Raw genomic sequence first — 21,749 nt, forward strand, 5'->3', positions numbered from 1 at the left:
GCCGGGATGACCGACTTCGCCTCCTTCGAGAGCTACAACGCCACCCCGCGGCTCGCGTCGCTCGCGCTGTCCCCGGACGGCACCCGGCTCGTCACGGTCGTGTCCTCGCTCGCCGCGGACGGCAAGACGTGGCAGGGCTCGCTCTGGGAGGTCGACCCCACCGGCGAGCGGGAGGCCGTGCGGCTCACCCGCTCCGCCAAGGGCGACTCCTCCCCGGTGTTCGCCGCGGACGGGTCGCTGCTGTTCCTGTCGGCGCGTCCGGACCCGCTCGCGAAACCAGGTGGGACCAAGGACAAGAAGGCGCTCTGGCGGCTTCCGGTCCGGGGCGAGGCCGCCGAGGTGCTGCGGCCGGGTGGCGGAGTCGGTCAGGTGCGCGCCGCGGGCGAGACGGTGCTGTTCACGTCCTCGGCGTACCGCTTCACGGAGTTCGGCGAGAGCGACGACGCCAAGCGCAAGGCCCGTGAGGACGCCGGCGTGACAGCGATCCTGCACGAGTCGTACCCGATCAGGTACTGGGACGCGGACCTCGGCCCTGCCTACCCGCGACTGTTCGCGGCTCCCCTCGCGGACGTCACCGCCGAAACCGTCGCCGCCCTGAGCGGGGACTCCGAGAGCAGGCTCAGCGACGAGGACGTCGCGCTGAGCCCGGACGGGAAGCTGGCCGTCTACGGCCACGACGTCGACGTCAGCGCCGCCTACGGCCGCCGCACCGAGCTGCGGATCGTGGCGACGAGTGGCGGCGAGTCCCGCGCCATCGCCTCCGAGGAGGGTTTCTCCTTCCACGGAGCCATGTTCACGCCGGACTCGGCCACGGTGATCGCGGTCCGGTTCCGCGAGTCCACTCCGGACTCCCCGCACCGGCGCGATCTGGTGCGCGTCGACCTGGCCGACAACTCGATCACGCCAGTGGCGCCCGGCTTCCAGGAGGAGCCGGACCACCCGGTGGTGAGCCCGGACGGGTCCGCGGTGTTCTTCACCGCCAGCCATCTCGGGCACCAGCCGCTCTGGCGGCTGGACCTGTCGACCGGTGAGATCACGAAGCTGACGGTCTCCGGTTACTACAGCGACCTGGTCGTGAGCCCGGACGGCAAGACGCTGTACGCGCTGCGCAACTCGGTCGACCACCCGCCGCAGCCCGTACGGCTCGCCGCCACCGGTGCCGATCAGGATCCAGAACGGCTGCGCGCGCCCGGCGCGCTCGCGTCCGTGCCCGGCACCCTCACCGAGATCTCGACGGTCGTCGCCGACGGCAGGACCGTCCGGTCCTGGCTGGTGCTGCCGGAAGGCGCCTCCGCCGACTCCCCCGCGCCCCTGGTGCTGTGGGTGCACGGCGGTCCGGTCATGAGCTGGAACGGCTGGACCTGGCGCTGGAACCCGTGGCTGATGGCCGCCCGCGGCTACGCCGTCCTGCTGCCCGACCCCGCCCTGTCGACCGGGTACGGGCCGGACTTCATCAAGGCCGGCTGGGGCCGCTGGGGTGCCGAGCCCTACACGGACCTGATGGCCATCACGGACGTCGCGGTCGAGCGGGCCGACATCGACGCCTCCCGCACTGCCGCGATGGGTGGCTCGTTCGGCGGCTACATGGCCAACTGGATCGCCACTCAGACCGACCGGTTCCGCGCCATCGTCACGCACGCCTCGCTGTGGCACCTCGACGCCTTCTCCGGCGGCACCGACAGCTCCTACTTCTGGATGCGGGAGATGGGCGACCCCCTCACGCAGCCGGAGCGGATCCTGGCCAACTCCCCGCACCTGCGAGTGGCTGACATCAAGACCCCCATGCTCGTCATCCACGGGGACAAGGACTACCGGGTTCCCATCGGTGAGGGGCATCGCCTCTACTTCGACCTCGTCCGCCACGGGGTCAAGGCGAAATATCTTTATTTCCCAACTGAAAACCACTGGATTCTCACCCCCGGCAACTCTCGGGTCTGGTACGAGACGGTGTGGGCGTTCCTGGCCGAGCACGTGCTGGATCAGGACTGGGAACGACCCGGACTGCTCTGACCGCGAACGAGCAGTGAACGGGCGCTGTCCATGCACGTCGCGGACAGCGCCCGCATGTCGGAGGGCCGGAACGCGCTGCTGACCGCGGAACGGATCAGGCTGCTCAACGCATGGCCGGGGCAGGCCTCGTCCGCGGCGTCGAGCGCGATGGACGCGACTCCGCCATCACCGCGCTGATAGGCGTAGAACGCGAGCAGGGCGGCCGGCTCCGCTCGTTCCGGCGCCGGGCAGGTCCTGGTGAGCTCGAGCCACAGCCGTTCCGCGAGCCTGGACCTCGCCTGCGTGGCGAACCCCATGCTGGCGTCCCTGACGACGGGCATCGCCAACGCCCTCGCCAGGGCGACGATCTCCTTGTCCGGCAACGGTCCCTTGCGATGTTCCACCGCGTCGATCGCGTCGCTCACCCGGCGCAGTTCGACGCTCGGGTCGGGGTCCTCGACGGCCGCCATGAGCTCGTCGAGCAGCGCGGATCTGCGTTCCAGGGCTTCAGGCGGATCCAGCGCGGCAATCGCGGCCAGGGCGGCACGTGACTCGAACGTCACGTTGCCCTCGTGCGCGGACGCGGCGGCGACAGCGGACAGCTGAGGATCCGGCAATGTGCCGTGGCAGTCGATGTCGAGATAGCAGAGCCACTGCGCGTCTTTCTGGCACGACGGCAGCCACACGGCTTCGACGACGTCGATGCCGACACCGCCCAGCCGATTCCTGAGCGTGGCTATCAACTGCTCGTGGGGCAGCTCCTCGGGCATGTTCTCCGAGGGCGCGCTCACGACCGCGAGGATCACCTCCGCCGCACCGTGATCGAGCAGGGGGCCTTCCAGCTGAGCTGCCAGGTATCCCCTATGTCGTGGTCTGGGCAGGTCGACGCGCATGGTCATGTTGACCACGTCGTCCTGCAGCACCATCACGACGAGTGAGTCGGCCGGGTGGAACCCCATCAGGTGCGGGATCGCGGCGTAGAGGTCGCCTGCTTCGCGAACGCGGATGGGCTTCGGGAGGGTTGAGGGCATGTGCCCACTGTGGAGGGTGGGCTTGGGGGCAGGCCGGGGTTGCCGGGAAGTTGTGGACAACTCGGCGGGTGTGGACAGGTTGAGATCTTGCGGTGCCCGGAAGCCCGGGTTTGTCGGGGGTTGCTGTTAGGGTGCCGCGCTTCGGCCTCTGGAGACCGAAGCGCGGCGACACGTCAGAACGACTGGAACAGCGTGCGCCAGCCGCCGACGACAGGCAGTTCCACCGACGTCCGGGTGAGGTCCAGCGAGAGGCCCGCACCCGGCTGGGGGCGCAGGGTGTAGTCGTAGTCGCTGGAGATCACGACGAACTCGAGCTTGTGCCCGGTCTGCAGGACGTAGTCGTCCGGCACGATCGGCACCTCGACGTCGTAGAACTTGCCGGGCTTGATCGGCGTGGTCCTGTCCGGCCGTTCACGGTTCTGCGGATCGGTCGAACCGCGGGTTATGACGTGCGACCTCCCGTCCGGGGCGCGGTCGACGAGCAGCGTCGTCACGTTGGCCGCGGGACGGTCGAACGCTAGGCGCAGGTTCGCCGTCGACTTGCCGGACAGCCGCACCGGCTTCTTCGCCGCCTCCGAGGTGTAGGAGAGGCGGTTCGGCGAGGTCGCCAGGTCGATCAGCGACTCGGCCGTCTTCGTCGCGTCGTCGGTCAGCTTCTCGACGCCGTGGCCGGGCAGAACGCCGAGCCCGCCCTTGGCAGTGCCTCCTGCGGACAGGCGCAGCCGCACGTCGGAGGTGCCGGGAGCCGGCCAGTCCTTCTCGTCGGCCCACGTCTTGTCCTCGCGCTGGATCGTCGCCTTCGGCTCCTTGTCGACGCCGTTGCGGTGACCCCAGAGGTACTGCGTGAACCAGCGGTTGAGCGTGCGCCGCCACTCGGCGGACCGCAGCGTGTCGGGGTCGGTGTGACCCGACTGGTGCAGCCAGATCTTGTGCGGCGCACCGACCTTCTTCAACGCCGAGTACCACTGCTCGACGTGCGTCATCTTGACGTTCCAGTCGTTGAGCCCGTGCACCGCGAGCACGGCCGCGCGGACCTTGCGGACGTCGTTCATGTAGTTGCGCTTGTCCCAGAACCGGTTGTAGTCACCGGTGACGCGGTCCTGGTCCTTGGCGATCTCGGCGATGATCGGCTTGCAGATCTCGCGGTCCGCGCGCGTGTAGACGTACTCGGCGAGCACGTCGGCGTCCTCGCCCTGGAACGTGCCGGGGGCGACGACGGCGCCGTCCGCGCGGTAGTAGTCGTACCAGTTGGAGATGGCGGCGATCGGCACGATGGCCTCGAGGCCGCGCACGCCGGTGGAGGCGACGGCGTTGGGCAGCGTTCCGTTGTAGGAGACGCCCATCATGCCGGTCTTGCCGGTCGACCAGGTCGCCTTGATGGCTTCGCCCGTGGCGGTGCGTGCGGACGCACGGCCGTTGAGCCAGTCGACGACGACACGCGCGCCGATCGTCTCGTTGACGTCGCCGGTGGTCGGGCAGCCCGTCGACTTGCCGGTGCCGAGCGATTCGGCGTAGACGACGGCGTAGCCGCGTGCGATGAAGTACGCCTCGTAACGGCCGGAGGTGATCGGGTTCGGGCCGAGCGCGGCGGTGATGCGTTCGTCGGAGGAGGACTTCAGCAAACGGCCGTTGCGCTTGTCTGGCACGTACAGCTCGACGTCGACATTGTGGTTAGCGACGTCGTTGCCACCCGAGAAGTACGGGCTGACCATGTAGACGACGGGGACCTTGAGGCCTCGCTCGGTGGCGCGGGGCCGGACGACCTCGGTGTAGACCTCGTCGTCCTTGCCGTCGCGGTCGCTGTCGACCGGTGCGCGGACCCAGAGGCTCTCCTTCACCACGTCCTTCGGATCGAAGACGGGTTGCGCCTCGCCGTCCTGGAACACCGGCCCTTCGGCGGCGTTCGCCGTCGCGGGCAGGAATGGCAGAACCAGCACCGCTGTCAGCAGTGCAACTCTTCGTGCGCCCCTCACGAGGCACCCCCAATGCGGAAGCCAGAGACAGGGATTCGCCCTGCACCCTCTCCTTTGACTGCAAGACATGTCACCCGTCGAACGGCCCTTGACCTGAGAGCATGGGCCGTGCACATTTCCGACTTCGTCCACGCGCTGCCGAAGGCCGAGCTGCACGTCCACCTCGTGGGCGCCGCCTCCGTCGAGACCGTCCTCGCGCTCGCTCGGAACCACCCCGGTGGGCGGGTGCCGGCCGAGGAGGCGGCGTTGCGGAAGTTCTACGAGTTCAGGGACTTCCGGCACTTCATCAACGTCTACGGCATCGTCAACGACCTCGTCACCACCGGCGAGGACGTCCGCACCCTCGTCGTCGGATACGCCCGTGACGCCGCGCGAACCAACATCCGGTACGCGGAGCTGACGATCAGCGCGACGAGTCATCTTCGGGCGGGCATCGCGCCTGACGAACTCGTCGAGGCGTTGCGCGCAGGTCGTGAGGAAGCGCTCGCGGTGCATGGCGTCGAGCTGCAGTGGATCTTCGACGTGCCCGGCATCTGGGATGGCGACTGGGGCATGACGAGTGCGCGGTTCGCGACCGAGCACCGGCCCGAGGGGCTGGTCGGGTTCGGGCTGGGCGGGTTCGAGTCGGATTCGCCGAGGACGAACTTCCGCGAGGCCTTCGCGATGGCGCGCGACGCCGGGTTGCACATGGTGCCGCACGCCGGTGAGACGACGCCGCCGAGCGAGATCTGGGCCGCGTTGCGCGATCTGCGTGCCGAACGGATCGGGCACGGCGTCAGTGCGGTGCAGGATCCTGCTTTGCTGCGGCATCTGGCCGACGAGGGCGTCGTCGTCGAGGTGTGCCCGACGTCGAACATCCGCACGGGCGCGGTGAAGTCGTTGGACGGGCACCATCTGCCGCGGCTCGTGGAGGCCGGGGTGCCGGTGACGATCAGCACCGACGACCCCGGCATGTTCCACACCGATCTCGATCGCGAGTACCTGGTGTGCCATGAACGGTTCGGCTTCGGGCGCGACGAGCTCGCCGGCCTCGCGCGGGCGGCGGTGCGGGCGTCGTTCGCGCCGGCCGAGCTCAAGGACCGGCTGGTGAAGGAGATCGACGCGCTGTGAGTGGTGTGTGCGTGGTGACGACGACGGTCGACTCCGCCGAGGCCGCGGAGTCGCTGGCCAAGGGAGTCGTCGAGGCGCGGCTGGGCGCGTGTGTGCAGATCGTGCCGATCCGCAGTGTGTACAGGTGGGACGGCGAGGTGCGCGTCGACGCGGAGTGGCAGTGCGTCGTGAAGACGACCGCCATCCGCGTCGACGACCTCGTCGCGCACATCAAGGCGAATCACACCTATGACGTGCCCGAGGTCGTCGTCACCCCTGTGGCCGGGGGCAACGACGACTACCTGGCGTGGGTTTCAGAGGAGACCTCGTAGGTGGCGTGGCAGCGGTTCGGTGTGCAGGACGCCTAGCTGCTGCGTCGCCCTCGTCAGCGCCACGTACAGCTCGCTGGGTGACATGCGGTGCGGTTCGACGACGAGGACGACGTCGAACTCCAGCCCCTTCGCCGCGCGGGGCGGCATCCAGCCTTCGCCGATGACGGCGATCGTGCGGCCGTTGCGTGCGGCGGCGTGCGCGTCGAGCTCGTCGCGGACGGCGGCCGGCATGTCGGTGACGCGGCGGGCCCACGGGTGTGTGCCGGCTTGGCGCACCGACACCGGTGCGGACGCGTCGGGGTCGACGAGCTTCAGGACCGGGGTGGCGACGGCCATGATCTCGCCGGGGGTGCGGTAGTTGACCTCCAGCCTGCGGTAGGCGAACCGGTCGAACACCGTTCCCCAGCTGCGGACGCCGCCGGCCGCCTGGCGCTGGGCCAGGTCGCCGACGACGGTCATGGACTTGTTGGGGCATCGGCGCAGCAGCACGCGCCAGTCCATTGCGGACAGTTCCTGTGCTTCGTCGACGACGACGTGGCCGTACGTCCACGTGCGGTCGTCGGCGGCGCGTTCGGCGAGGGTGCGTTGGTCGCGCACCTCGTGCCGGGTGGCCAGCGCCTCGGCGTTGACGAAGTCCGTGACGATGTACTCGTCGGAGTCCGCGCGCTTGTCGATGGACAGGACGTCCATGACGCCGCGCGCGTAGTCGAGCTGTTCCTCCTCTTCTCGCCTCGCCGCGCGTTCCGCGGTGCCGTCGGAGCCGAGCAGGTCGGCGAGTTCGTCGAGCAGGGGCACGTCGGACACCGTCCACGCCTCGGCGTCGGGGCGGTACAGCTCCGGTGCGCCGATGCGGAAGCAGCGGCCTCCGTACAGGTCGGCGAGAAGTTGTTCGGGGGTGAGGAGCGGCCACAGCCGGTCGACGGCGTCGCGCAGGATCGTGCTGTGGCGGAGTTCGTGGCGGACGTCCTCCTCGATCTCCGGCCAGTCGACGCCGATCAGTCGCAACGCCGGCGCGACGAGTTCCTCGGCGAGCGCGAGGAAGAAGTACTTGCGGGCGGCGTTGTGCGGGAGTTCGTAGTAGCGGGTCTTCTCCCGTGCGACGGCGGCCGTGTGGGCGTCGAGCGGGACGACGACGTCGTCCAGCTCGATCTCGATGGGGTCGTCGGGGAGTTCCTGGCGGTCGGCGACGGCGACGGCCAGGAGGTCCAGGACCGATATATCGCCCTTCAGTCGTTGCAACGACGGAGTGTCTTCCACGTCGGTCGTGACGCCTGGGTAGAGCTCGCCGGGCGTTGCGAACACGACGTCGGTCTCGCCCAGCGACGGGAGGACGTCGCCGACGTAGCGGAGGAAGCCGGTGTTCGGGCCGACGATCAGCACACCGTGCCGGGACAGTCGTTCACGGCGTGTGTACAGCAGGTATGCCACGCGGTGCAGGGCCACGGCGGTCTTGCCGGTGCCGGGTCCGCCCTCGATCACCAGGACGCCGGGGCCCGCGTAGCGGATGATCTCGTCCTGCTCGGCCTGGATGGTCGAGACGATGTCGCGCATCGTCGCGGTCCTCGGCGCGTTCAGGGCGTTGAGCAGTGCGGTCGTGTCGGTCAGCAGTTCGTCGTCGTGGAAGTCGCACAGCTCGCGGTCGCGGACGCGGAAGTGCCGCCGCAGCACGACGCCCTCCGGGTTCGCGGCGGTCGCCGTGTAGAACGGGCGCGCCGCGGGTGCGCGCCAGTCCAGCAGCAGCGGTTCGAAGTCGTCGTCGAAGAGGCCGACGCGGCCGATGTAGGTCTGGTCGCCGTTCGCCGAGTCGATGCGGCCGAAGCACAGTCCTTCCTCCGCCGCCCGGTACTTCCCCACTTCCCTGCTCAGCAGGTTCACGGAGGCCTCGCGGTCCAGCCGCTGGGTGACGGTGTCCCGCAGGGCGGCCGCGAGGTCGGCGGCCGCTTTGTTCCGTTCTTTGTCGAGCTTTTCGTACAGAGAGGTGATCCGTGACTGTTCGCTCGCCAACACCTTGCCCCCTGTGATACAATAACGCTGTCTTTCCGGAAAATTCATTCCGAAATCGCAAAGCCATTCTTTTTATCACACTTCAGTCGCGCGCGGAACCCGTTGAGCGATCCCGCGACGAAGCCATCCCTACCGCCTCTACCAGCGGCAAGTGTCGCTGACCTTGTGTGCGGGTTGTCGCGTCGATGTCGACAGCAGGCCTAGGCGCCTGGATTTCCTAACCGCCGTTGTTCGGCCTCCACCGCAGCTGGAAATGTTAGATTCGCCGAAGTGGATCGCACTGCGCGGAGAGGTCGGAATGGACGTGGTCGGGGCATGAAGCTGGTCATCCTGGGCGGGGGCGGCTTTCGCGTGCCGCTCGTCTATCGCGCGTTGCTCGCCGATCGTTCGCCCGGCCGCGTGACCGAGGTGGTCCTGCACGACCTCGACGCCACCCGGCTCTCCGCGATCGGCGGCGTGCTGAGTGAGCTCGCGACTGATGTACCGGACGCTCCCGCCGTGACGACGTCGACGGACCTCGACGAGGCGGTGCGGGGCGCGGACTTCGTGTTCTCGGCGATCCGCGTCGGCGGGCTCGAAGGACGCGCGGCCGACGAGAGCGTCGCGGCGGGGTGTGGCGTGCTCGGGCAGGAGACCGTCGGCGCCGGGGGCGTCGCATACGGGTTGCGCACCGTGCCCGTCGCGATCGACATCGCGCGCCGTATATCAGTGCACGCGCCGGACGCGTGGGTCATCAACTTCACGAACCCCGCCGGCATGGTCACCGAGGCGATGTCGGCGTATCTCGGTCACCGTGTCATCGGCATCTGCGACTCCCCCGTCGGGCTCGGCAAGCGGGTCGCGCGTGCTGCCGGCGCCGGCCTCGACGACGTGTGGCTCGACTACGCCGGTCTCAACCACCTCGGCTGGTTGCGGGGTGTTCACGTGCGGGGGCGCGATGTGCTGCCGGACCTGCTCGCCGACACCGCGCGGCTGGAGTCGTTCGAGGAGGGCAAGCTGTTCGGCGCCGAGTGGCTGCGGACGTTGGGGGCCATTCCGAACGAGTACCTGCACTACTACTACTTCACGCGTGAGGCGGTGGAGGCCGGTGCGTCGCGCGGGGCGTTTCTGCTGGAGCAGCAGCAACGGTTCTACGCGGCGCCTTCGTGGGAGAGCTGGGATCGAACCCGTCTCGAACGCGAGCAGACCTACATGGCCGAGACGCGTGAGGACGAGCGCGACGCCGACGACCTCGACGGGGGCGGCTACGAACGGGTCGCGCTCGACCTGATGCACGCGATCGCGTCGGACCAGCGAGCGACGTTGATCCTCAACGTGCCGAACAGGACGACGTTGTCGTGTCTCGACGCGGACGCCATCGTCGAGGTGCCGAGCCTCGTCGACGCGAACGGCGCGCGGCCCGTGTCGGTCAGCCAGGTGCCGGACGAGGGCGTCGGACTCGTCACGGCGCTCAAGGTCGTCGAACGGGCGACGATCAAGGCGGCCATCAGTGGCGAGCGCGCGCACGCGGTGAAGGCGTTGGCGTTGCATCCGCTCGTCGACTCCGTCAGCGTCGCCCGCAAGATCGTGGACGCTCATCCGCTCCTGTCGGGGGTCTTCGGCGCTACCTTCTGAGGTCGTGGACACCGATCTGCTGCGGCAGCTCAACGAAGACGTGTGGCACCCGTTCCGGCTGGCGTACGGGGAGCTGGACGCGCCGGCGTTCCTGAGCCTGTACTCGCCCGATCTGATTCGCGCGGGTGGCCCGGCGAAGGAGGTGCTCGGGTTCTCCGGGTTCGCGGCCCAGACGGAGTCGTGGTTCGCCGACCTCGCCGATCGCGGCAGTTCGGTGAGCATCTCGTTCCGGTTCGTGGAGCGGATCGCGGCGGGCGATGTCGCGAGCGAGCGTGGCGTCTTTCAGCTCGTGTCGACGCGTGCGGACGGTGATGGGCGCACGTTCTATGGCCGCTTCCACACGTATTCGCGACGTACGGACGGACGGTGGCGCATCTGCGTCGACTACGACACCAACGAGCGGTCGGAGTCTCTGGAGGAGGAGTTTCACGCCGCCGCGGCGGTCGATGACGTCGACGCGTTCACGGCGTGACCAGGGTCTGATGCCGAGTGGTGGTGTTCTTAACTACGCTCGTCGGCAAATGGACACCACCACCTCTCGCCGCGTGCCACTCGTCATGGGCATCGCCGTGCTCGTGCTGCTGCTGGACCAGGCCACGAAGTTCTGGGCCGAGAGCGCGCTGACCGGCCGCGCGCCCATTCCCCTGCTCGGGGAGTTCCTGCAGCTCAGGCTCCTCTACAACCCCGGTGCCGCGTTCTCGATCGGCGCGGGGTCGACGTGGATCTTCACCATCGTCGCCGCCGTCGCCGTCGTGATGCTCGCCCGGTACGGGATGCAGCCGCAGACGAGGCTGCGGGCGGTCGCACTCGCGTTGATGCTGGGCGGTGCGACGACGCACCTGCTCGACCGGCTGTTCCGGCCGCCGGGTTTCGCGCGCGGGCACGTCGTCGACTTCATCGACTACAACGGCTGGTTCGTCGGCAACGTCGCGGACATCGCGCTCGTGTGCGGCGCGATCCTGCTCGTGCTGCTGAGCTTCACCCCGACGAAGCAACCCGCCGCGTGAGCGTGTCGGCGCGGCGGGTCGTCTCGGGCAGCCGGTAGCGCGGGGCCAGGCGCAGCACTTCGGCGCACGCCCGGTCGAGGTCGATCTTGTGGCCGACCGACACGAAGACCGGTTTCACGCCGTCCTGCGTCCTGAGCGCCCTGCCGACGACCTCGTCGCCGTGGTCGCCGTCCATGACGAGGTCGCTCGCCGACCCGCGGGAGTGGCCGGGTTGCTCGAACCTGCCCATCGCGTTCTTCGCGACGCCGATGCTCGGGATGCCTGTGTGCACGCCGAGATGGCATGCCAGGCCGAACCGGCGCGGGTGCGCGAGGCCCTGACCGTCCGCGACCAAGAGGTCTGGCGTGACGGTCACCTGGTCGAGCGTTCGCAGCAGGACCGGCATCTCGCGGAACGCGAAGAGCCCGGCAATATATGGGAAGTCGGTCTTGTCCTCGACGACGGCCTCGTCGAGGACGGCCAGAGTCTTCGCGTCGAACACGACGCAGACGCCGACGACCTCGTCGTCGCTCCGGTAGCCGACGTCGAGGCCCGCGACGGTGTCAATGCGCAGATCAGGGGCGCTGGTGGTGATCACCTGGGTGCGCAGGCGTTCTTGCGTCGCGACGGCGTCGTCAACCGTTCTGGGCCACTCCACGGGCGACAGTGTGCCGTGACGCGTCGTAGTGGGCGGCGAGGAGGTCGTCGCCGAAGTCACCTGAGTGACGACGCCAGACGGTGTGGACGTGGTTGGCCTCGTTGGCCGTGTTGTCGTACTCGATGAGCAGGTCCGGGCCCTGGATCCGGTAGTAATGGCCCTCGCCTCTGCGCAGCGAGCCCTCCCACGAGAAGTGCAGGCGTTCGGGGTCGAGCCGGGCGAACTCGTCGTCGGCCAGTTCGTACGAGAGACGGTCCAGGTAGAGGCGGACGACGTCGACGAACAGCTCGGCCGCGGGTTTGCCGAGCTGGGCCGGCGTGACGCCCACCGGTTCGGACGGGCTGATGCGCGGCGCGTTGCCGGTGCGGATGTCGTGCGGCGCGGTGTCGCCGACGACGGCGAGGCCGCGGGCGGTCGGGCCCATGCGGTCGAGGAGTTCGCGGGCCAGTTCCTCTTCGAGTCGCAACGGCTGGCCGACGACGCGTCCGCGGTAGGTGACGCGGGCCGGGTTCGCGCCGAGGAAGAACGGCGTCGCGGAGACGCGGCCGTCGGCGACGACGACGTTCACCGACAGGTGGTGGCCTTCGACGCGCCAGCCCCACGGCTCGTCGCCGCCGGGCTTGCCGAAGAGCACCGTCCAGTAGTCGCCGTTGTGGCGGTCGCGGTGGCCGCCTTCGCGGTGGTCGAGCACGTCCTCCAACGCCATCACCGCCGCTGCTTGGGCGTAGGCGTGCGGACTGAGGACGGTCGCGAGCATGCCGTGCACGGCTTTGCGCTGGTCGCGCCGGAGGTCGCCGAGAGCGAGCCCTGGTCGTGTACCGGGTGTGTACGACCAGCGGTGCCGGAGGTCGTCGTCGGTGACCGCGCGGATCGCCTCGTCGCGCTGGTCACCGGCGAGCAAACCGATATATCGGCGCGTGGCGTCGGCGACGTCGTGCAGCATCGTTCGAACCTATAGGCCTTGAGGTGGCGGAGCAGCAGGTAGAAGTTCTGGTGCTCGACATGAGCTCGATTAGGTGTTAAAAATCTTACGTAATGAAGTTGCCACATGATGACGACGCCGTCTGGCGCGCCCTGGCGAACCCGCTGAGGCGCGCGATCCTCGACGTCCTGCGCACGGGCCCGCGCACCACGGGTGAGCTGGTCGAGGCGTTGGAGACGAGCCGGCACGTCGTCATGCAGCACCTCGGTGTGCTTCGCGAGGCCGATCTGGTGCTCGTGGAGCCGCGGGGCCGGAAGCGGGTCAACCACCTGAATCCCGTGCCCATCCAGCAGATCCACCAGCGGTGGGTTTCGCACTACGAGCAGGACTGGGCAGCGGCGTTGGTCGGTCTGAAGATCACGGTCGAGAACGCCGAACAGGAGGATGAGGACGTTGGCTGAACCCGGCACCGAGCTGTTGCACAGCATCGTGATCGCCGCGCCCATCGAGAAGGTGTGGGCGGAGATCACCAAACTCGACGGCAAGCAGCGCGCCATGATGGACGCGATCCTCGACTCCGCGCTCGAACCCGGCGCGCCGCTGTACTACCGGTCGACCGACGGCAAGCGGGTCTTCGTCGTCGGCCGCGTCGTCGAGGTCGACCCGCCGCGGCTGCTCTCCCACACGCAACGGCTCACCATGCGCGACGACCCGTGGACCGTCGTCTCGTGGGAGCTCGAGGAGGTCGACGGCGGCACGCGCGTCACGGTGCGCAACTCCGGCTGGCCGGAGGGCGTCAAGCGGCTCGACAAGGTCGACGCCACGTGGAAGGGCATCCTCGCCGCGCTCAAGCAGGTCGTGGAGTCCGGCGACGTCGGCGCCGGCCTGAGGTTCCAGTACGCGATGATGCGCGCCTTCATGTGGGCGATGCCGTCGGGCACCAAGACCGAGAACGTCCCCGAACCGCCCGGCATCGACCAGGCCGTCTAGCACCCGGCACCTGCTGTGCCCGTTGAGGTCGACCTCAACGGGCACAGCAATATATTGGATTTGGGTCAGGCGTGGCAGGCGATGGGGCCGCCGTGGAGCTCCATCATGTCCATCCAGACGCGCGTCAGCTCGAGGCGTTCGGCGAGGGGCTTGCCGTCCAGTTCGTGGTAGGCGCGGTGGAGGTTGCCGACCAGGCGTTCGGGCTCCTGCCACGACGAGAAGCGGGACTCGCCTGCTTCGCGGACGACCTCCATCGGGGTCCTGGCCGCGGCGTGACCGGACGACGCGAGGTCCGCGAGGTAGGTCGTGTAGGCGACGAGGTCGTCGAGCACGCGGGCGATCTCGGGGCCGCGCAGCAGCGGGCCGTGTCCGGGGACGACGACGTCGGCGTCGAACGCGCGGAGGAACTCCAGCGCGGACAGATAGCCGTTGATGCTGCCTTCGGCGAGGAACGGCTGGCCGCCCGCGAAGACCAGGTCGCCGGTGAACAGGACGCGGTCGGCCGGGAGCCAGACGACGGTGTCGCCTCGGGTGTGGGCGGGGCCGGGGTGGTGCAGTTCGACGACGCGTGTGCCCAGGTGCAGGGTCAGCGTCGTGGCGTAAGTGAGCGACGGCGGGCGGACCTCGATGTGGCCGTAGTCCGGGCCGGTCAGGACCTGGGAGGCGAGCAGGCCCGCGGTGATGACCTCTTCGCGGCAGGCGTCGTGGCCGATGATGGTGGTCGCCGGCGGGACCAGCCAGTTGCCGAACGTGTGGTCGCCGTGGTGATGGGTGTTGATCACGTAGCTCGGGTCTGCCGGGCACACCAACGCCACCGAGGCGAGCAACGCCCGGTTGCGCGCCTCGGTGGACGTGGTGTCCACGAGCAGGAGTGTGTCGTCGGAGCCGACGACGACGCCCGTGTTGTTGATCATCCAGGAGCCGTCCGGCTGGACGTAGGCGTGGACTCCTGGCGCTACCTCTACGAGCTCGGGCTCGCCGATGGGTTTCACCCGATCAAGCGTAGTGAGGTGGCGGTCAGCCCTGGGCGATGTAGGCCTGCAGCTGGTCCTGCGACTGCTCCAGCTGCCCGATCCTGCTCTTCACGACGTCACCGATGCTCACGATTCCGACGAGCTCGCCGTCGGAGACGACCGGGACGTGGCGGAAGCGCCGTTCGGTCATCACGACCGTGAGGCTGTCCACCGTGTCCGAGGGCGTGCAGGTGAAGACGTCGGCGGTCATGATCGCCGACACGGGTGATTCGAGCAGGTCTACGCCGGTCTCGTGCAGCCGGCGCACGACGTCGCGCTCGGACACGATCCCCGCCACGCCGGACGGGCCGACCACGACGATCGCGCCGACGTTGTGTTCGGCGAGCGCTCTGAGCAGTTCGGCCACTGGGACGTCCGGGTCGATTGTCGCGACCGCCGATCCCTTGGTCCGCAAAACGTCAGCGATCCTCATCTGGCGCCTCCGATCCTGTCGGTCCGGTAGCACCTCAGGCTAGATCGGATCCGGACAGAACGGGAGATCGAACCACGAAGGGAGCAGGGGGACGCGCTCGATCGCGTCCCCCTGCGGCGTCGCGCCTGTTCGGCGTCGGCTACGCGGTACCACCGCGGCGACGGGTCGCGAACTGGCGCGGCTGGACCATCGGCGCGCGCTGCTGCGGCAGCGAGAAGTGCGTGTTCTGGTCCTGCTTGGCCCGCTGCCGCGCGCGGCGTGCGGCGCGGTTGCCGGGCTCGGGCTGGCTGGTGTCAGGCATGCGAAAGCCTCCTCACGAAGAGGGCGTGCAATAGGCACGGCGAAGAGAACGGCCGTGAGAGTTCGACCCGCGCGTTGGGTCACCGTGAGAGAGCGCGACGACATAGGTCGCGAGGGCGGCGTCGAGAGCGCCGCGGAGGTTCATCAGATGAGGAACATGTCCGCAACGCTAGCGACGACGTCGTCCAGTGCCAACCGAATTAACCGCGGGCGCGTGCTGCCGCGGTACCGGCGCCGAGCATCACGAGGATCACGGTGACGATCGCCCACTTGCGGGACTTGGTCATCGGGGTGGTCTCGGCGGCGACCGGAAGCTCCTCGCGCGGTTCGGGTCGCTGGCGCGCGGCCCGCACCGGAACCGGTTGCGGCGGAACGGAAGCAGGCGGCGTCGTCACCGCGGGAGGAGGCGGCGGCGGCTGTTGCACGACGGGAACAGGCGCGGGCGCTGGAGCCGGCACGGGCGGAGCAGGGGCAGGGGGCACCGGCACCTCGGGACGGGGCGCGGGAGGTTCGACGCGGGGCGGCATCGGGTTCGGCAGGCAGCCCGCCGCGTCGATCATGCCCATCTGCGGCCCCGTCGACAGCTCCACCGCCGTCGTACCCGTGATGCGGTAGAGACGGCTGCTGCCCTGATAGCCGTTGTTGATGGCGTAGATGGTGCCGGCGGCGTCGATGATGACGGCGCCGTAGGTCGACTTGCCGGGCAGCGCGGGGATCTCGGTCCTGCTCAGCAGGCGCCCGGACACCGGGTCGAACGACACGACCTCGCCCGGCCCCCAGCCGGCCGCCGACACCCCGGTCAGCTGCCCGGTCACCGGGTTGACGGCGAAGTCGTCCAGCATCATCGCGGGCCAGTCGAGCACGACGGTCCGCACGATCCTGAGATATGTCGGGCTGGCCGGGTCGATGTCGATGGCGTGCAACCGAGCCGTGTCACGCACGTAGAACGTTGTGCCGACGACCGCGCCCGCCGACACGTCGTCGGTGCGGAACCACTGCGCCTCAACGGGTCCGAGGTCGTTGACCACGCCCTTGGTGTCGATCAGCACCACGTGCGAGGGGTTCTTCCACCAGTAGTGCCCGCGCGAGGTAAGTCCAACCAAACGGCCCAACGACGCCGAGTACCCCAGCGCGTTCACCGCGTAGTCCAGGCGGGCCACTTCCGTCACCCCACCGGATGACGGTTCCACTTTCGTGAAGGTCGACAGATCTCCACGATGGGATGAACGCACTTGATAAGCGTCACAGTTCGGCTGCGCGGCCTGCGCAACGGCGCTGGTGAACGGCGCGGAAAGCACCAATAGCGTCGAGACCGCGCTCAACGCCAGCGAATCCCTCCGCCACCGGGATGGAGTAGCCCAATACGACAACCGGGTATTTCTGTCGTTGCCGCGCATTCCCACCTGACCATTACTCGTTCACCAGACCGTGCTGTACCGGTCACAGTAGACCGTGGTCTAATCCCACACCAGAAAGGAGCCGAATTGAGCATTTACCTCAGCGGCACGCTCTGGGTTCTCGGTGCCGCCGTCATCTCCGCCGTTCTCGTCGTCGTCACCCGCCGGTTCGGCTCGGACGAAGTCGCCGAGAAGAACCTCGGCGCGGGCGGATCGGTGTTCAGCATCGTCGCCGGACTGCACGCGGTCCTGGCCGCGTTCATCCTGATCTCGCTGTTCGACGCGGCCAACGGCGCTGAGGAACAGGTGCAGAAGGAAGCGAACTCGCTGGTCGCCGTGAACTGGTCCGCGGACTCGCTGCCGGAACCCGCGAAGTCCAAGGTCGACGGCCTGATCCGCGAGTACGTGTCCACCGTCGTCGACGACGAGTGGCCCCGCATGCGCGAGGGCGAGGACGTCGGCAACGCGGGCTGGAACACGTTGAACCAGCTCAGGGACACGATCGCGACGTCGGCGCCGGACGGCGGCTGGCAGGAGGACCGCAAGGCGGAGGCCGCGAACCAGCTCTGGGAGGTCTACCAGGCGCGTCAGGAACGCCTGGACGCGTCGGGCGGCGGCGTCAGCCCCGTCGTGTGGCTCGCGCTGCTGATCGGCACGGTCCTATCGCTGCTGTTCCCGTACCTGTTCGGCGGGCCGAACCTGATCTCGCAGCTGCTGATCACCGTCACGCTGAGCTCGACGCTGATTCTGCTGCTGTTCGCGATCTACCAGCTGCAGAACCCGTTCAGCGGCGGTGTGCTCATCCCGCCGGACGCGTTCAGCTCCGCACTCGACCGCCTGAGTTAGCGCGAATCGTTCGTTCCGTCCGCTTCCTCGATCTGCACGTGCAGAACCTCGCCGTCGATCACCTTCGGCAATGGGTCCGCCTGCGTGAAGTAGCGATTTGCGAATGCGCCGACCGCTCTGGTAGAGGCGGCGTCGACGGTGCCACCGATGACGCCGCCCAGTACCGGAACACCCTTGGCGGCGATGGTGCCGAGTTTCTTTGTACCGTATTTTGTAATGAGCGCCGAGGCGGCCTTCTTGGTGAACTGCTTGATGCCGACTTTTTTGAACAGCTCGGTTCCGGCATTCCCGAGCAGGCAGAGAAGGATCGCCATCTGCACCTCGTCGCTGTCCACGTCGTGTCCGCGCAACGACGCGATGGACGCGATGAGGTGCGTCTGGATGACGTAGGTGGCCGCGACGTTGGACGGCAGCGAGATCGGCAACGTGATCAGGCCGCCGAGGTTCGTCACGAAGCCCTGCGCTCCCGCCAGCGCGACGTGCGTGCGGATGAGGTGCTTGACCGCGTCGACCTCGTCGCCCTTCTTGACGAGCGCGTCGGACGCGGACTCCTTCGCGCTCTTGAACGGCCCGAAGCCGTCCACACCGGCTCGCAGCAGGTAGTCGGCGATGCCCTGCTGGGCCTTGTTCAGCTCACCCTTGGACTCAGCCACAATCCCGACATTACGCGTCCGGCAGGCACTATGAGACCTCAACGGGCGAGCCGGCCGTGGTCACCGCGCCCGTGCTGCCGTCCACGGTGATCCGCTCCCCCGTCCTGATCCTCGTCACGGCCTCGCGCACGCCCACGACCGCTGGAATCCCGTACTCCCGCGCCACCACGGCACCGTGCGAGTTCGCGCCGCCCATCTCCATCACCAGCCCGCCCGCCGTCAGGAACAGCGGAGTCCAGCCGGGATCGGTCGACGGCGCCACGAGGATCTCGCCGGGTTCGAGGTGCGCCCCCACGGGGTCCATGACGACGCGCGCGACGCCGGTGATCGTGCCCGCCGACGCCGGGGTGCCGACGAGGTCGCCCTCGACAGGGCCGCCGTGGTGCACCGCTTCGGGTTCCGTGCCGTCGGACAGCAGCACGCGCGGGATGTGCCTGCGCCGCATCTCGCGGTCGTAGACCTCCCGCCGCCGTGCCACCAGCGGGCGCAGGTCTCCTCGTTCCGACCGCAGTTCCTCGAGGTTCAGGAAGCACACGTCGTCCACGGCGTCGAGGCGGTCCGCGGCGACGAGCTCGGCTCCCAGCGCGGCGATCCGCTTCCTCAGCGCGCCGAACAACGTGATGATCAGGTACTTCGGGTACTCCCGCAGGCCGGCGAGCAACCTGGTGCGGCGCAACGCGAAGCGCACGAACCAGCCACGTCCCCACGCGCGCCGCGCCAGCGTCTCGATCATCGCCTCGGCCTCGGCGGCGCCCCGCGCGAAGACCGCGTCGGGGTGCGCCTGGTCACCGTCCAGCCGCAGGTAGTTCTTCACGACGCCGACGACGTGCGCCGGGTCGTCGGACCACCGCGGCAGGCCCAGGTCGATCTCGGCGACGGCCCGGTGCCCCCACCGCGCGAGGAACCGGTCGAGCGCTGCCGGGCGTTCGCCGTCCTGGAACTGTTTCAGCGCAGGAGGATCGTGGCGGATCTCCTGCGCCAGCTCCCACATCGCCAGGTCCATCTCGGTGGTGATGTTGTTCGGCAGGCCGCGCAGCACGGTCTGCAGCTCCCCCGGCTTGGTCTTCACGACCTTGCCGGCCAGGCCGAGCATCGCGAACCCGATCAACGCGGTCGGCGCGAGCTTCGGCAGCACCGGCACGACGCACTGGCGCAGCGCCTGTTCGATCGTGAGCTGAGCGGACCTCTCCAGGACCTCGCGCTCCATCAGCAACGCGGTCCGCACCGCCTTTTCGGGGTTCGCCAAGGCTTTCACCGCCGTCACGGGCACGTGGAACCGTCGCGCGAGCCGGAACACGCGCTTGAGGGCGGGCGTCGGCGACGAGCTCCTGATCGCGAACCTCGGGTCGTCGAACAGGCCGCGCAGCACCTCGGAGGAGCGCGCCTCCATCACGCCGAGCAGGCGCGTCACGAACTCGCGGCCGACCTTGCTGCGCAACACCTTGGTGACGTCGAAGAAGATGCGCTCGCCGTTCTCCACATAGGACTGACTGGCCGGGTCGCCGATGACGATCTCGAAGGCGGACTTGGAGATCTCCCGGAACACCGCGCGGCCCATCGGCGTGATCGGGCGTTCGAGGCCCTGCGCGAGGCTGAAGCAGAAGTAGGCGTGCGCGCCGCCGTCGGGGTTGTCCGGCAACGGGAACAGCGTCGTGATCGGGCGCGCCTGGGTGAGGTGCAGGTCGCCGTCGTCGTCGATCGCCCACTCGGTGTCCTGCGGCGACCCGTAGTGCGCCTGCACCTTGCGGCCGAGGACGGCGAGCGCGTGGATCTGGCCGTCGGTGAGGCACTGCTCGCCGCTCGCGCCGACGTCGACGTGCTCGATGCCGCCGCCCGGCCGTGAGCGGATGACGAACTTCTTGTCCCCCAGCCGTTTCTCGACGATGTCGGCGCCGTCGACGACGAAGTGGTCGGGGTTGACGGCGCCGGACACGACGGCCTCGCCAAGGCCGGGGCTCGCGTCGATGACGATCTGGTCGCGCGTGCCGGTGACCGGGTTCGCCGTGAACATCACACCGGACACCGCGGACTGCACCATCCGTTGCACGACAACGGCGAGGTAGGTGGTGATGTGGTCGATGCCGTTCGTCTCGCGGTAGCTGACGGCGCGGTCCGTCCACAGCGACGCCCAGCAACGGCGCACGGCGTCGACCACCTCGTCCTCGCCGACGACGTTGAGGAACGTGTCCTGCTGGCCCGCGAAGCTCGCGAACGGCAGGTCCTCGGCGGTCGCGCTGGACCTCACCGCGACCGGTACGTCGTCGCCGAGCTTGCGGTACTCGGCGATGATCGCGTCCCGGATCTCCTGCGGCACAGGGGTTTCCAGCACCGTCCTGCGGGCGTTCTCCGGCGTGGTGCCCGCCAGGGCGTCGGCCTCCGCGACCTCGCGGTAGGCGTCGGTGGTGACGCAGAAGCCGTGCGGCACCGGCAGACCGGCCCTGGTGAGCTCACCGAGGTTCGCGGCCTTGCCGCCCACGGTGGCGAGCATCGTGCCGTCGATGGACTTGAAGCCGATCGTGAACGCCATGGTGACCCCTCCAGGTTCCGCCTGGGGAGGAGGTTACGAGGATTCGTCCAAAAACTCAACACGTGATGAATAAAACACCCCGTTGAGGTTAAAGCTCCTGGTCAGCGCGGTCGACCCAGTCGGGCAGCGGCTCGCGTTCGCGTCGCCACTCCTCCGGCGGGTGCGCGACGATGCCGCCGGCGATCGCGGCCGTCGTGTCGATGTCGCCGCCCGCCTGGACGCAGGTGGTGACCGCGGCTTCGTAGTCGCCGAGGTGGTGGGCGGCGACCCAGAGCGTGAACGGCACGGTGTCCTGGGCCGTCACGCGCGAGCCGTTGCCGAGCACGTACGCGGCCTCCTCGGCGGTGTCGATCTTGCGCGCCTTCTCGATCCCCTTGCGCACGAACGAGTCTTCGAGGTGCTCCAGGACCGTGCCGAGCAGGTCGCGCGGTGGTGCGCCGGTCAGCCGCGCCTTGGCCGCGATCGCCGACGCGTGCGCCACGGCGAGGCCGCCCATGACGCCCTCGGGATGCTGGTGCGTCACCTCGCTGGCCCGGATCGCCTGTGCCGTCACGGTTTCCGGGTCGTCGGCGAAGTACGCGCCCAGCGGTGCGATCCGCATCGCGGCACCGTTGCCGCACGAACCCTGGCCGTCGAACGCGCTGGAGGCCGCTTCCTTCCACGGCGTGCCCTGGCGGATCTTGCGCAGGATGGTGAACGCTCCCGCGCCGTAGCCGCGGTAGGGCTCGCAGCGCTCGGCGAACGTGGTGGCGAGGCGGGTCTGGTCGACTTCGCCGTGGTCGCGCAGTTCGGTGACGAGGTTGCAGGCCATTTCGGTGTCGTCGGTCCACTCCCACGGGCCCCGTGGCGGCCTGCCGGCCACGAGGTCGGGGATCGAGCGGCCGACCATGAAGAACTGAGCGCCCAGAGCGTCGCCGACGGAGAGGCCGTCGAGCGAGGCGTATGCGAGGTCCAGGCGCGCGCGAGTGTGCAGAACTATGCGCATCACCTGC

Annotated in this window: 21 protein-coding genes; 9 read left to right on the top strand and 12 right to left on the bottom strand. The window is 68.8% G+C overall.

Annotated features, from left to right (window positions below; all coding sequences use genetic code 11):
* Positions 1–6 precede the first annotated feature (6 nt).
* Positions 7–2,010: a prolyl oligopeptidase family serine peptidase gene (locus ACQEU1_RS15705; protein WP_433201425.1), complete on the top strand. Its 2,004-nt coding sequence runs from the start codon at positions 7–9 to the stop codon at positions 2,008–2,010.
* Here ACQEU1_RS15705 and ACQEU1_RS15710 read toward each other — a convergent pair.
* Both ACQEU1_RS15710 and ACQEU1_RS15715 read right to left on the bottom strand, forming a co-directional pair.
* A complete protein-coding gene (locus ACQEU1_RS15710; protein ID WP_433201428.1) occupies positions 1,980–3,020 on the bottom strand; it encodes a DUF4192 domain-containing protein in 1,041 nt (346 codons plus the stop codon). The genes ACQEU1_RS15705 and ACQEU1_RS15710 overlap by 31 nt on opposite strands.
* A gap of 173 nt (positions 3,021–3,193) precedes the next feature.
* Positions 3,194–4,993 (bottom strand): Xaa-Pro dipeptidyl-peptidase, encoded by a 1,800-nt coding sequence (locus ACQEU1_RS15715; protein ID WP_433201431.1) that lies wholly within the window; start codon positions 4,991–4,993, stop codon positions 3,194–3,196.
* 108 nt (positions 4,994–5,101) lie between these two features.
* Here ACQEU1_RS15715 and add point away from each other — a divergent pair, with 108 nt between their 5' ends.
* Both add and cutA read left to right on the top strand, forming a co-directional pair.
* Positions 5,102–6,103 (top strand): adenosine deaminase, encoded by a 1,002-nt coding sequence (gene add, locus ACQEU1_RS15720; protein WP_433201434.1) that lies wholly within the window; start codon positions 5,102–5,104, stop codon positions 6,101–6,103.
* Positions 6,100–6,414: a divalent-cation tolerance protein CutA gene (gene cutA, locus ACQEU1_RS15725; protein WP_433201437.1), complete on the top strand. Its 315-nt coding sequence runs from the start codon at positions 6,100–6,102 to the stop codon at positions 6,412–6,414. The genes add and cutA overlap by 4 nt, the downstream gene beginning before the upstream one ends.
* Here the strand turns inward: cutA and ACQEU1_RS15730 are convergent.
* Complete coding sequence (locus ACQEU1_RS15730) at positions 6,397–8,421, bottom strand: helicase (RefSeq protein ID WP_433201439.1); 2,025 nt, start codon at positions 8,419–8,421, stop codon at positions 6,397–6,399. The genes cutA and ACQEU1_RS15730 overlap by 18 nt on opposite strands.
* A gap of 312 nt (positions 8,422–8,733) precedes the next feature.
* Here ACQEU1_RS15730 and ACQEU1_RS15735 point away from each other — a divergent pair, with 312 nt between their 5' ends.
* The 3 genes from ACQEU1_RS15735 to lspA are packed head-to-tail and all read left to right on the top strand — an operon-like array spanning position 8,734 to position 11,039.
* Entirely contained in the window at positions 8,734–10,032 is a 1,299-nt protein-coding gene (locus tag ACQEU1_RS15735; RefSeq protein WP_433201441.1) for a 6-phospho-beta-glucosidase, read from the top strand.
* 4 nt (positions 10,033–10,036) lie between these two features.
* Entirely contained in the window at positions 10,037–10,504 is a 468-nt protein-coding gene (locus ACQEU1_RS15740) for a YybH family protein (protein ID WP_433201444.1), read from the top strand.
* Between the two features lie 49 nt (positions 10,505–10,553).
* Complete coding sequence (lspA, locus tag ACQEU1_RS15745) at positions 10,554–11,039, top strand: signal peptidase II (RefSeq protein ID WP_433201447.1); 486 nt, start codon at positions 10,554–10,556, stop codon at positions 11,037–11,039.
* Here lspA and ACQEU1_RS15750 read toward each other — a convergent pair.
* Together ACQEU1_RS15750 and ACQEU1_RS15755 are read right to left on the bottom strand one after the other, a co-directional pair.
* Positions 11,011–11,676, bottom strand: coding sequence for an endonuclease V (locus ACQEU1_RS15750; RefSeq protein ID WP_433201450.1), 666 nt, complete (start codon positions 11,674–11,676; stop codon positions 11,011–11,013). The genes lspA and ACQEU1_RS15750 overlap by 29 nt on opposite strands.
* Positions 11,654–12,619 (bottom strand): DUF3500 domain-containing protein, encoded by a 966-nt coding sequence (locus ACQEU1_RS15755; protein WP_433201453.1) that lies wholly within the window; start codon positions 12,617–12,619, stop codon positions 11,654–11,656. The genes ACQEU1_RS15750 and ACQEU1_RS15755 overlap by 23 nt, the downstream gene beginning before the upstream one ends.
* 92 nt (positions 12,620–12,711) lie before the next feature.
* Between ACQEU1_RS15755 and ACQEU1_RS15760 the strand changes: the two genes are divergently transcribed.
* The gene (locus ACQEU1_RS15760) at positions 12,712–13,059 is read left to right on the top strand and encodes an ArsR/SmtB family transcription factor (protein WP_433201456.1); all 348 of its coding nucleotides are present in this window, start codon (positions 12,712–12,714) and stop codon (positions 13,057–13,059) included.
* A complete protein-coding gene (locus tag ACQEU1_RS15765; RefSeq protein ID WP_433201459.1) occupies positions 13,043–13,588 on the top strand; it encodes an SRPBCC domain-containing protein in 546 nt (181 codons plus the stop codon). The genes ACQEU1_RS15760 and ACQEU1_RS15765 overlap by 17 nt, the downstream gene beginning before the upstream one ends.
* Positions 13,589–13,653: 65 nt before the next feature.
* Here the strand turns inward: ACQEU1_RS15765 and ACQEU1_RS15770 are convergent, their stop codons facing one another.
* From ACQEU1_RS15770 to ACQEU1_RS15785, 4 genes are all read right to left on the bottom strand, one after another.
* Positions 13,654–14,580 (bottom strand): MBL fold metallo-hydrolase, encoded by a 927-nt coding sequence (locus ACQEU1_RS15770; RefSeq protein ID WP_433201462.1) that lies wholly within the window; start codon positions 14,578–14,580, stop codon positions 13,654–13,656.
* 25 nt (positions 14,581–14,605) lie between these two features.
* On the bottom strand, positions 14,606–15,034 hold the full coding sequence (locus tag ACQEU1_RS15775; protein ID WP_433201465.1) for a CBS domain-containing protein: 429 nt from the start codon (positions 15,032–15,034) through the stop codon (positions 14,606–14,608).
* Between the two features lie 139 nt (positions 15,035–15,173).
* On the bottom strand, positions 15,174–15,335 hold the full coding sequence (locus tag ACQEU1_RS15780; RefSeq protein ID WP_433201468.1) for a hypothetical protein: 162 nt from the start codon (positions 15,333–15,335) through the stop codon (positions 15,174–15,176).
* 199 nt (positions 15,336–15,534) lie between these two features.
* On the bottom strand, positions 15,535–16,494 hold the full coding sequence (locus ACQEU1_RS15785) for a DUF6923 family protein (protein ID WP_433201471.1): 960 nt from the start codon (positions 16,492–16,494) through the stop codon (positions 15,535–15,537).
* Between the two features lie 324 nt (positions 16,495–16,818).
* Between ACQEU1_RS15785 and ACQEU1_RS15790 the strand changes: the two genes are divergently transcribed.
* Positions 16,819–17,577, top strand: coding sequence for a DUF4239 domain-containing protein (locus ACQEU1_RS15790; RefSeq protein ID WP_433201474.1), 759 nt, complete (start codon positions 16,819–16,821; stop codon positions 17,575–17,577).
* Here the strand turns inward: ACQEU1_RS15790 and ACQEU1_RS15795 are convergent.
* The 3 genes from ACQEU1_RS15795 to ACQEU1_RS15805 form a co-directional block, all read right to left on the bottom strand.
* Positions 17,574–18,230, bottom strand: coding sequence for an EcsC family protein (locus ACQEU1_RS15795; protein WP_433201477.1), 657 nt, complete (start codon positions 18,228–18,230; stop codon positions 17,574–17,576). The genes ACQEU1_RS15790 and ACQEU1_RS15795 overlap by 4 nt on opposite strands.
* 28 nt (positions 18,231–18,258) lie before the next feature.
* The gene (locus ACQEU1_RS15800; RefSeq protein WP_433201480.1) at positions 18,259–20,757 is read right to left on the bottom strand and encodes a PEP/pyruvate-binding domain-containing protein; all 2,499 of its coding nucleotides are present in this window, start codon (positions 20,755–20,757) and stop codon (positions 18,259–18,261) included.
* A gap of 88 nt (positions 20,758–20,845) precedes the next feature.
* Positions 20,846–21,742 carry an ADP-ribosylglycohydrolase family protein gene (locus ACQEU1_RS15805; RefSeq protein ID WP_433201483.1) on the bottom strand — a complete coding sequence of 299 codons (897 nt, stop codon included), beginning with the start codon at positions 21,740–21,742 and terminating at the stop codon, positions 20,846–20,848.
* Positions 21,743–21,749 lie beyond the last annotated feature (7 nt).

The sequence above is a fragment of the Lentzea sp. CA-135723 genome, assembly GCF_050936595.1.
Classification (GTDB): Bacteria; Actinomycetota; Actinomycetes; order Mycobacteriales; family Pseudonocardiaceae; genus Lentzea.

What these genes read in the sequence shown, in the direction of transcription:
- ACQEU1_RS15735 (WP_433201441.1), top strand. Translation starts at nt 8,734, where the DNA reads ATGAAGCTGGTCATCCTGGGCGGGGGCGGCTTTCGCGTGCCGCTCGTC.
- ACQEU1_RS15765 (WP_433201459.1), top strand. Translation starts at nt 13,043, where the DNA reads ATGAGGACGTTGGCTGAACCCGGCACCGAGCTGTTGCACAGCATCGTG.
- ACQEU1_RS15705 (WP_433201425.1), top strand. Translation starts at nt 7, where the DNA reads ATGACCGACTTCGCCTCCTTCGAGAGCTACAACGCCACCCCGCGGCTC.
- ACQEU1_RS15760 (WP_433201456.1), top strand. Translation starts at nt 12,712, where the DNA reads ATGAAGTTGCCACATGATGACGACGCCGTCTGGCGCGCCCTGGCGAAC.
- ACQEU1_RS15775 (WP_433201465.1), bottom strand. Translation starts at nt 15,034, where the DNA reads ATGAGGATCGCTGACGTTTTGCGGACCAAGGGATCGGCGGTCGCGACA.
- ACQEU1_RS15780 (WP_433201468.1), bottom strand. Translation starts at nt 15,335, where the DNA reads ATGCCTGACACCAGCCAGCCCGAGCCCGGCAACCGCGCCGCACGCCGC.
- ACQEU1_RS15805 (WP_433201483.1), bottom strand. Translation starts at nt 21,742, where the DNA reads ATGCGCATAGTTCTGCACACTCGCGCGCGCCTGGACCTCGCATACGCC.
- ACQEU1_RS15710 (WP_433201428.1), bottom strand. Translation starts at nt 3,020, where the DNA reads ATGCCCTCAACCCTCCCGAAGCCCATCCGCGTTCGCGAAGCAGGCGAC.
- ACQEU1_RS15755 (WP_433201453.1), bottom strand. Translation starts at nt 12,619, where the DNA reads ATGCTGCACGACGTCGCCGACGCCACGCGCCGATATATCGGTTTGCTC.
- ACQEU1_RS15800 (WP_433201480.1), bottom strand. Translation starts at nt 20,757, where the DNA reads ATGGCGTTCACGATCGGCTTCAAGTCCATCGACGGCACGATGCTCGCC.
- lspA (WP_433201447.1), top strand. Translation starts at nt 10,554, where the DNA reads ATGGACACCACCACCTCTCGCCGCGTGCCACTCGTCATGGGCATCGCC.